At 63.4% G+C, this 7,192-nt stretch carries 6 protein-coding genes; 3 read left to right on the forward strand and 3 right to left on the reverse strand.

What is annotated here, in order from left to right:
- The 3 genes from BGIM_RS0137190 to BGIM_RS0137200 all read right to left on the reverse strand — a co-directional run.
- A partial coding sequence (locus BGIM_RS0137190; RefSeq protein WP_029631366.1) for a HEAT repeat domain-containing protein occupies window positions 1-1,602 on the reverse strand: 1,602 nt, incomplete at its 3' end.
- A 78-nt stretch (window positions 1,603-1,680) separates the two neighbouring features.
- Window positions 1,681-2,070, reverse strand: coding sequence for a GxxExxY protein (locus BGIM_RS0137195; RefSeq protein WP_020474696.1), 390 nt, complete (start codon window positions 2,068-2,070; stop codon window positions 1,681-1,683).
- Window positions 2,071-2,126: 56 nt separating this feature from the next.
- Window positions 2,127-5,375 (reverse strand): BRCT domain-containing protein, encoded by a 3,249-nt coding sequence (locus BGIM_RS0137200; RefSeq protein ID WP_020474697.1) that lies wholly within the window; start codon window positions 5,373-5,375, stop codon window positions 2,127-2,129.
- Window positions 5,376-6,113: 738 nt separating this feature from the next.
- Between BGIM_RS0137200 and BGIM_RS0137205 the strand changes: the two genes are divergently transcribed.
- From BGIM_RS0137205 to BGIM_RS0137215, 3 genes are all read left to right on the forward strand, one after another.
- Entirely contained in the window at window positions 6,114-6,572 is a 459-nt protein-coding gene (locus BGIM_RS0137205) for an alpha/beta fold hydrolase (RefSeq protein ID WP_029631368.1), read from the forward strand.
- Between the two features lie 32 nt (window positions 6,573-6,604).
- On the forward strand, window positions 6,605-6,976 hold the full coding sequence (locus tag BGIM_RS68490) for a DNA alkylation repair protein (protein WP_020474699.1): 372 nt from the start codon (window positions 6,605-6,607) through the stop codon (window positions 6,974-6,976).
- The coding region (locus BGIM_RS0137215) for a helix-turn-helix domain-containing protein (RefSeq protein WP_029631371.1) at window positions 6,927-7,192 on the forward strand (266 nt) is incomplete at its 3' end. The genes BGIM_RS68490 and BGIM_RS0137215, both read left to right, overlap by 50 nt.

Genomic DNA, 7,192 nt, shown 5'->3' on the forward strand with positions numbered 1-7,192 from the left:
CAGCAACTCGGCGAGCTTCGGCCGCGAGAGCAGCGAGAGCAGGAACGCGACCTTGCGGACCCCGGCGTCGTCGTCCTCCAGCCGGCGGCGAATTGCCGACTGCACGCGGGCCTCAGCCAACAACCCTCGCTCGTTCGCGCGGCTCAGGGCGAGCGCCCGCAGATCGCCGTGATTTGACGTGAGGGCGATCAAACTGGCCTGCGGCGAAGTGGGCTCGAAGACCGTTTCCAACGCTGCGAGGGCGGCCTTGCGCACGTCCCATGCCGTTGCGTTCAGGGCGGCCGTCAACCGGGCGAGCGCCTGATCGTCGGCCTTCGCCATCGGCTCCAGCGCCTTCACGGCCAGCACGCCGATGTCGGCTTGGTTCGTCTTCAACGCGAGGTCGATCGGCTTGAAATCGGCCCGGCCGAGCTGGTTGGCCAGCGCTTGGAAGACCTGCACGCGAACCTTGCCGTCGGCGTGGCCGATGAATGGTTCCAGCAGCGTCACTGCCCGTGGGTTCTTCACCCAGCCGAGGATTTTCGCGGCCTTCACCTTCAACGCGGAGTCGGGGTCCTTCTCGACTTGCCTGGCGATCAACTCCAGCGAAGCGGCGTCGTTCCAGTTCTCCAGGGCTTGCAGCGCCCGTTCGCGGCGTTTGACGTCGTGCGTCGCGGCGAGTTCGTTCTTCGCCCAGTCGGCCGCCCCATAGGTTTTGAGCTTGCACTCGTCTTCCAGCCGGCCGGCGTCTGTCAGCCAGAACACCCGCAGCGAGTTGTCGTCGCACGCGGCCACGATCATCGGTTTGTCCGCGACGACCTTCACGAGCGCGACGACCCGGCCGACGTTGTCCTTGATCGTGCTTGGCTTGATGCCGCCGTCGCGGGGCCAGTCCTTGATGGCGGAGTCACGGCCGCCGGTGAGGAACCGGTTCGCGTCGTGGGCCAGCATCGCGGTCACGATGTCTTCGTGGTTGTTCCCCCGGCCCTTGTCCTCCGGCTCCAGGCGGCCTCGCGCGAACGTGCTGAGCAACTTGTGATCGGCCCCGGCTGAAAAGAAGCGGAGTTCCTCCGGCTCGAACAGCAGGGCCGTCACGGCGCCGTCGTGCAATTTCCCGGCCTCGGCCGCCTCGAACTCGGCTTTGTCCTGCCCGTCGAAGACGGCGACCGTGCCCGACGCCGTGCCGACGGCCAGCCACTGCCCGGTCTTGTCGGCCGCGAGACAGGTTCCGACCGCCGGCAATTCGAGCGATTGCAGAAGCCCGCCGTCGCCGAGAGAGAGGATCGCAAGCCGTTTCCCGGCAACGACGGCCAGCCGGTCCCCGCAGACGGGCAGAATCGCGGTGATGGCGTCCGTGGACGGCTCGCCGAGCGGCTTCGAGGTTTTTTCAACCTTGTGGATGCGCCGGTCCGTGCCCGCGACGTAGAGCGCCGTGGCATCGGCCGCGATGGCGACGCCGCCGCAGGGGAGGATCGTGTCGCTCAGGGTGAGGCGGTCCACATCCAGCCGATAGACGGCCGTGGGGCGCCCTTCGGGGTGTTGGGTGACGAACGCGACCGTGCCGCCGACGCCCACGGCAGCCGTGATTTCACCGCGATAGGGGAAGTAACGTTCGATGGGCATGGGTTAAAACCTTATTTACCGCAGAGGGCACGGGAGGGCACGAGAGAGAAAACCATGAGAGAAAAAACCGTGAGAGAGTTAATCGGGGAAGTCTCGGACGATTCGCTTGATGCCATCCACGAGTTTGAGGACGTGGAAATTCATGAGAAGACCCAGATGGAGTTTGGTGAGTTTGAGGTATGTTTGGAGTTGAGCTTCGTGAATTCGTTCCAGATGTTGCACGGCTTTGAGTTCCAAGATAACAGAACCGTTCACCCGTAGATCGATCCGAAACCCACAATCCATCTGAACACCCCGATACACGACCGGCACGGCCACTTGCCGTTCCACCTCGAATCCTCGGGATTGCAACTCGTATTCCAAACAAGTTTCGTAAGCCGACTCCATCAACCCCGGCCCCAACTCGCGGTGAACGGCAATCGCCGCCCCGATCACCGCTTCGCTCAACTTGTTCAGTTCCTCCCTCATGCCTTTCTCTCTCGTGTCTTGTCTTTACTCAATCTTCCGTCTTCTCTCCCGTGCCCTCAAGTGCCCTCTGCGGTGAATAACATTTTCCGTATCCGCGTCACCGCCACCAAGCAAGCCGCCCGTTCGCTCACGCCCCGGCTGGTCATAAACTCTTCCAGCAGCGGCAAAACGCCGTTCGCAAAAGCGGCGTCCCCAAGAGCCAGATCGCGCATCGTCTCCACCGCGTCGAGCTTGGCCCGGCGGGCGGGAATCGGCTTCGTCTTGACCACCTTCTCCTCGCCCTCGCCCTCGGCCGGCTCGTCGGTCTTCGCTTTCTCCGGCGGCCCCGGCGGCAACTCGAACAGAACACGGCGAAGGAACTCCGCGAGCGTCGGCGCCGCGGCGGGCCACTTTTCCGGCCGGGCCGGCACGCCGTCACCTTGTTCAGCGACGAACTTCTCGGCCGCCTTGACCGCCTTCGCCCCGACGTGCGGTTTCGGCGGCACGGGCGGCTTCCAGCCGATCGTCAGGAAGCGGTCGCGGTAGACCTGCCACAACGCGCGAATGACGAAGGCCCGCACGCGGCGGTCGGCGCTTTCCGTCAGCCGGAACAACTCCTCCGGCACGCGCAGTTTCGGCAGGCGGCGAATCAGTTCCATGCCGAGTCCGCGAGTTTCGTCGTCTGACGATTCACAGAAGCGGTAAGCCGCCGCCGGGGCGAGCGAAGCCGGATCGATGCGGAAGGTCTTCGTCTCCGGGTTCGCTTCCGCAAGCAGCGCCTTGGCGACGAACCGGCGCACGTCGGCGTAAGGGTTCTCGCTCATCTGCACCAAGTCGTCGGCCGGCGGGTTCCAGCGGCCGAACTCCCACTTCGCCAGGTCGAGGCCGAAGTCGCGGATCGGCTTGCGGCTCTCCCGCAACAGCGGTTCGACTCGCTCCCACGTCAGGAAACTCGCGGGGATCTCCGCGCCGGGATCGACGGGGCGCTCGGTCTCGTGCTGGCAGATCGCGGGGTGGTGCCGGCGGATGTATCGGCGGGCGAACTCGCCGAGAGGGGCCTCCGCCGGGCCGGGGGCCGTGACCATCTCCCACAGTCGTTGACAGCCGGCGAGCGAGCGGTCGGCCGACGCGGGCGCGACCGTCTTGCCGGCGAGCATTTCGAGGAACCGCGTCTCCGAGATGATCTGGGTGTTCGCCCCGGCCGCGTTCAGTTCCTCCGCCTTGACTTGCTTGCTCCCCTTCTTCCCTTTCCCGTACAGCGGGGAGCCGTCGTCACCGATCACAAGATACGCGAGGTTTTTCGTCACCGACCCGGAGACGGCGCCGTTCGCATCCTTCACCTTGCCCTCGGCCACCTCACGGGTCATCGTCGCTAGTTTGCCGGTGAAGAGGAAGGAAGCCTTCTTCAAGTCGGCGGTTGATGCCGCCGGTGTCGGTGTTGTCGTGTCGGGCGTGCTTTGATCGGGCGCGAAATCGGCGGGCGTGAACGAGCGAATCATCCGGTCGGCGGCGAACGTGTGGTACGACGGCTCGCCGCGTTTCACAAGTTGGAGCAGCCAGTCGAAGCCAAGATCGGCCGTGCTGAATTGCCGGACATCGGTGAACCAGCCGAGGATCGTCGAGGCCCGCGTTTCATTGAACGCCCGGCCCGACGCCCACTCGCCATTCTTCGCCCGGAAGTCGGCCAGCCACGGATCGCTCTCGTATTCCGGGTGAAACGCGAGCGCCTTCCAGAACTCCATGCCGAGAACTTGCGGCTTGAGTTTCCCCTGAATGACCCACGAATCAAGGACCGGGTCGTACGTGTCTTCAAAGAGGGCGAGGAATCGCAGGTCGTCGCGGGGGATCGTCGCGAGGTCGAACTTCGCCAGATTCTCTTGCGCGAATGAAACCAGTTTCTGGCGGCCCTCCTGCCCGGCCACGCGACGGATCAGGTCGACGAAATACCCGGCCCCCAGCGACGTGATCGGGTGAACCTTCGGCAATAGTTTCGACACAAACTCAAAGGCGGTCGCGTTCGGAGTCATCAACCGGTCGCGGAACCAATCGGGCGTCAGGTCCTTCGGCCCGAACGACTTCACCAGCACATCCGCGGCGAACTTGTGCCCGTGTTCCGATTCAAGCAACTCCCCCCATGCCGCGAGGCCCACGTCTTTCCTTGGGTCGCGTTCGCCGAGCAGGTCGTGCGCGAGTTTCCGTACCGCATCGTTGCTGTTATTCGCCAACCGCACGAGCATCTCGACGGACAGGTCGCGGGCATGAGTGCGCGCGTAATCGGCCGCGTATTTGCGGGTCGGGCCGCTCGGCGAATCGAACAGCGTCATCACAGCATCGTGCAGGCCGAGCGTGCGGAACGCCCCCTGTTCAAACTTCGGCACGTTCTGCAAAATCCAGACGATGAAGTCGTGAACCGCAACGCTCGGAACCGTGACGAGCCGCGCCACCCAAGCCGGTTCCACGTCGCGCAACACCTGCTTGAAGTCCGCCTTGAGTGCGGCCGTGGCGAACTCGCGGACGAAGTCGGCTTGCGCCCGTTCGAGCAGGGCGAACAGCGGCCGGGGCGACCGCTTCCACAGGTCGGCGAAGGCCCGGTGTTTCAGATCGCCCGGCGACGGCGTCTCGCGATAGTTCCACCGGAAATGATCGCGGCCGTAGTTTTGTTTGCCGTGGAAGAAAACGTGATTGGCGAGCCATGTCGCCTTCAGGTTTGTCTCTTCCGGAAATCGGGCGAGGAAGTCCGTGGCGACATCGGCATATGTCGCCGGCAACCGCACGGCCACCCGGCGAAGATACCGCCACGCCCGCCGCGAGAGATACGCCAGCGTGGCCCCGCTGATGCTCCCCCGGCCGTGGCCGGCGAGCGCGGCGTCGAACCGGGACGCGAGTGCCCCGTAAATTTCCGTGTCGTGCTTCGCCTCGGCTTCCTTGAAGATGCGCTTTAGCGCCCGCCACGGCCCATAGACCAGCGGCACGCTGGCGATTACGTCAAACAGGAGTTCGCGGGAGAGGGGATCGTCTGATTGCCAGAGGCCAAGGATGATCTCGTGCGCCTTCAATCGCTCCGGGAGTTTCACCTCGGCGTTGGCCGCCTCCACGGCCTTCAGCCGTTCGACGCGGGCATGCCCCTGCCGTTCTTTCGGCAGCCGCTTGAATTCCGGCGACCGCAACCAGGCCAGCCACTGGTTGAACGTCGGCGCGCCATCGCGGATCGGTTGATCCGGCTCCGGGTCGGATTGCGTGGCCAGTCGGCTCAGCAACGAGACGAACTGCGGGTCGTGCGTGTCCCGCGCGGTTTGCAGATCGTTGAGAGTGAGCGTCACACTCACGGTAAAAACTCGGAGGGGAAGAAAATGAAACCGGAGGGAAGTTGCCCTCCCTCCGGTAATCCATCACGCTGACCTGTTTACCACTCGACCTGGAACATGGACGGCTCACGGGACCGCCGTGGGCGCGCCCCCTGATCACCCGGTGGAACCACGATTCGCGGGGTTGCTCCAGACCACCGGGTGATCAGGGGGCGCGCCCACGAAAGCGGTCCTGGAACAGCCGTCCTTGGGTAGCATGGCAAGCCATGTGCTCGGGCGACGCAACATCGCCCCGCTGCAAAGCAGCGAGCTAAACTCAAGGTCGTTGCAATGGAATGGTTAGATTTGTACTTTGCCCGTGAACGGACCGCAAGCATGAAGTGCGAAATTCTTGAATTTTGACGAGACTTCTCGCTGGAGCAGAGTTCTGGTTGGTGTGGCGGTCCGCCAAAGCCGAAGACCTTTCCCCTGGTCCTCTCCAACCCACCACCGAACTCTGCCATCGCCCATCGGGAAATCGTTGGACCACTGGGAATCGCGGCACCCTCGCTGGCGCGTCGGTCTATGGTTGCGGGTGGTTCCGGGTGCAAAAACGTGACGTGTTCCCAAGCCCAAAGCCATCTGCCCCGCCCGATCAAAACCGGACGAGCGTGCCATCCCGTAGAATTGTCCCGGACAATCGTTTCAATGCCGTGGGAAGTTGGCGGACTCTTCGTCATAAGATCCCGCCGCAAATACACCCCGATTCAGGTGAGCTTGATGAAGATTCTCTTCCTGCACGGATGGACATCCAAACCGGGCGGGGTCAAACCAACGTATCTTCTCCAGCATGGTCACGAGGTCATCAATCCCGCCCTCCCCGACGATGATTTCGCCGAGGCCGTCCGCATCGCTCAATCGGAAATCGACCGGCACCATCCCGACGTCATCGTCGGTTCCAGCCGGGGCGGCGCCGTCGCCATGAACGTGCTGGCTGGTCGGACGCCACTCGTATTGCTCTGTCCGGCTTGGAGGAAGTATGGTGAGGCGAAGACAACGAAGCTCGGCACCGTCATTCTGCACAGCCGGGGTGATGAAGTGATTCCGTTCGCCGATTCCCAAGAACTGGTCAGGAACAGCGGGTTGCCGACGCTGGCGTTAGTTGAGGTCGGGAACGATCACCGGCTGGCCGATTCCGAACCGCTGGAGGCGATGTTGAAAGCCTGCCAGACATTTTAATAATCGGCAGGCCATTGCAAGGAGGCAACAAAATGACGGCAGCCGAAGCCCGGGAACAATTGAGCCAGCTCGCCTCGCCCGAACTGGCCAAATCGGCCGGTCGATTCTTCAAAACCGGACCGGGCCAGTACGGCGAAGGAGACGTTTTCATCGGCGTCCGTGTTCCCGCATTGCGCAAACTTGCTCGGGCGTTTGGAGACCTGCCGATGGGGGAGATCGAGAATCTTCTCCATTCTCCGGTTCATGAGGAACGGCTGTTCGCTTTGTTGGTTCTCGTGTCCGGCGTGATTAAGTGGTGCATCCGCCAAATATCAATACACTATTTGGCACTTCATTTTTGGCAGGAATCTCCGCATGCCACGACGTGTTTGGAAGCCACTACGTCTCCGGGAGATGACGGCTGAGGAACGGGCCGAACTCACCCGGCTGACTCGTTCTCGTAAATCCGAAGCCCGCGTCGTCGAACGGGCCGCCATCCTCCTGGCCCTGGCCGATGGCGAGAAGCCAGCCCACATTGCCCGCCGGCTGGGCGTCACACGGATCACCGTGTATGGCCGCTTGCGCCGGTTCAACCGGGTCGGCCTGCGGGCGTTGCACGACGCCGCCCGGTCCGGCCGGCC

It is taken from the genome of Zavarzinella formosa DSM 19928 (assembly GCF_000255705.1).
Lineage (GTDB): Bacteria > Planctomycetota > Planctomycetia > Gemmatales > Gemmataceae > Zavarzinella > Zavarzinella formosa.